This is a genomic window from Kitasatospora sp. NPDC059146 (assembly GCF_042786665.1).
In the GTDB taxonomy this organism is placed as follows: domain Bacteria; phylum Actinomycetota; class Actinomycetes; order Streptomycetales; family Streptomycetaceae; genus Kitasatospora.
Window position 1 is genome coordinate 1 of sequence record NZ_JBHZCY010000258.1, and the last position, 2,425, is coordinate 2,425.

Consider the following 2,425-nt stretch of genomic DNA (forward strand, 5'->3'; position numbering starts at 1 on the left):
TCCACCTGCACTTCACCCCGACCGGCTCGTCATGGCTCAACCTGGTCGAGCGCTGGTTCGCCGAGCTGACGAACAAGCAGATACGGCGAGGCGTCGACAAGTCCGTCCAGGCCCTCGAAGCCGACATCCGCGACTGGATCGCCACCTGGAACACCGACCCGCAGCCCTACATCTGGACCAAGACCACCGACGAAATCCTCGAACGCCTCGCCGGATATCTGAAGCGAATTCCAGACTCAGGACACTAGCCCGAACACGCTCGACGGTCGCCACGCAGACCTGGCAGGCCACGCCGCGACCTCCGCCTGGCCGGCGGCAGGAGTAGCCCTCGTCTCGCCGGACCCGATCCGATCATGTCCAGGGATGCTCGCGACCGTATCCGCGCCCGGCCCCTTCACCACGCGTCCTTCGTGCTGGCGGGCACTGGCCCGCGCCTCGCCCGGGCCACCGGCGGCCCGGGTCGCCCCTCTCTGCAGGAAGCCGCGAATCCACAGCGGGGCTGCGGCCCGGACCGGAGACCGTCCCGGATGACGCCCGCACAGCACCTCGACATTTCGACGTTCCATGCAATGATTGTCAACATGTCCGATGATGAGAAGCTGGCCGCGGTGCTGGCCGCGGCCTACCAGTGCTTCACCCGCCACGGCGTGCGGCGCACCACGATGGACGACATCGCTCGCGAGGCCGGCATGTCCCGCCCCGGCGTCTACCACTACGTCCGCAACAAGGAGGACGCGTTCCGACGCCTGGCCGACCGGCTCCTCACCGACACCCTCGCCGCGGCCCGCGCGGCCGCCGCCGGACCGGAGCCCCTGCCGCAGCGGTTGGCGGGGGCACTGGGCAGCAAACTCGCTCTGGTCACGAAGGTCTGGAGCGACAGCCCCGCCCACGCCCCAGAACTACTCGGCCCGGACACCCGCCTCTCGGCGGACCTGGTCCGCGACTTCGACGCGCGGATGCTGGACCTGCTGGCCGCCGAGATCGCCGCCGAACACCCGGACCGCGGCGCCCGGGAGATCGCGGAGATCCTCCTGGCCCTCACCCGCGGTCTCGAAGCCGACCTGAGCGACCCCCCCGCCCCCGTCCGGCGCCTGGAGCACGCCGTCGGTCTCCTCACCGCCGGCCTCGCCGCCACCGCAGCCCCGCTCTAGACCCGCCTGGAGAACACCATGACCACTGCCGTCCTGATCACCGGAACCTCCTCCGGCATCGGCCGCGCCACCGCCGAACGCCTGGCCGCCCGGACGGACCTCACCGTCTACGCCACCGCCCGCCGGCTCGAGAGCATCGCCGCGCTGGAGAAGACCGGCGCCAGGCTCCTGGAGCTCGACGTCACCGACGAGAACTCCATGACAGAGGCCGTGCGCGCCGTCGAGGCCGAGCACGGATCCGTCGGCGTCCTGATCAACAACGCCGGCTACGGCGAGTACGGAACCATTGAGGAGACCGACCTCGACGGGGTGCGCCGCCAGTTCGAGACCAACGTCTTCGGCCTGGCACGCCTGACCCAGCTCGCCCTGCCCGCCATGCGCGCCGCCGGCCACGGCCGCATCGTCAACGTCGGCTCGATGGGCGGGCGTCTCGTCTTCCCCGGCGGCGGCTATTACCACGCCAGCAAGTACGCGGTCGAGGCGCTGACCGACGCCCTGCGCTTCGAAGCCGCCCCCTTCGGCATCAAGGTCAGCCTCGTCGAACCGGGACTCATCCGCACCGCCTTCGGCGACACCGCCGCCCACACCCTGGCCGCCTCCAGCCGACCCTCCGGCGCCTACGCCGCGCTGAACGCCGCCGTCGACCGGCAGATGGCGGCCTCCTACCGCTCCACGCTGCTGTCCGCCCCGCCGCAGACCGTCGCCGCGGTCATCGAGAGGGCGGCCACCTCCCCTCGGCCCCGCACCCGCTACGTGGTGACCCCCGCGGCCAAGGCCCTGGTGCACGCGCGCCGGCTCTTCGGCGCCAAGCCCTTCGACGCCTACCTGCGGCTCCAGTTCCGCAGCGGCAGCTGAGCACCAGCCTCGGCGGCGAGCCCCCACCCGCGATCCCCGTCCGCGGCGCGAGTCGCAGCGATGTCGCCACCCGCCGTAACGCTGCGGTCGGGACCGATCGCCCGCGTGCGGGCTTCGACCGCACAGGCGCGTCTTGACCAAGGTGCGGAGCCCGGCGGCCACTCGTTCGGGTCACCGGTAGTCCACCGGTCCGACGCGGACGTTCGCCAGCCCACCGCGGATGCGGCCCTGCCGCCTGCTGCACCTCGTCGTCGCCGTCAGAAGGTCGGCTCTCCCCTGCCCTTCGCTCGGTCAGGGTCCTCGGGGCCCGTCTGCCCGGGAACGGCGTCACCGCCTCGGCAGGACCGGTGTCGGTGCCGGCGTCGAGGGCACGGGCGCGGGGTGGGCGCCGGGCAGGGCCAGGGCCAGGGCGGCGCCGA

At 72.3% G+C, this 2,425-nt stretch carries 2 protein-coding genes and 1 pseudogene; all 3 read left to right on the forward strand.

Annotated features, from left to right (window positions below):
• A pseudogene (locus tag ACFXPX_RS43720) lies at positions 1–248 on the forward strand (IS630 family transposase); the annotation flags it as partial.
• Positions 249–581: 333 nt separating this feature from the next.
• Positions 582–1,151: a TetR/AcrR family transcriptional regulator gene (locus tag ACFXPX_RS43725; RefSeq protein ID WP_380645105.1), complete on the forward strand. Its 570-nt coding sequence runs from the start codon at positions 582–584 to the stop codon at positions 1,149–1,151.
• An 18-nt stretch (positions 1,152–1,169) separates the two neighbouring features.
• On the forward strand, positions 1,170–2,006 hold the full coding sequence (locus tag ACFXPX_RS43730) for an oxidoreductase (protein WP_380645106.1): 837 nt from the start codon (positions 1,170–1,172) through the stop codon (positions 2,004–2,006).
• Positions 2,007–2,425 lie beyond the last annotated feature (419 nt).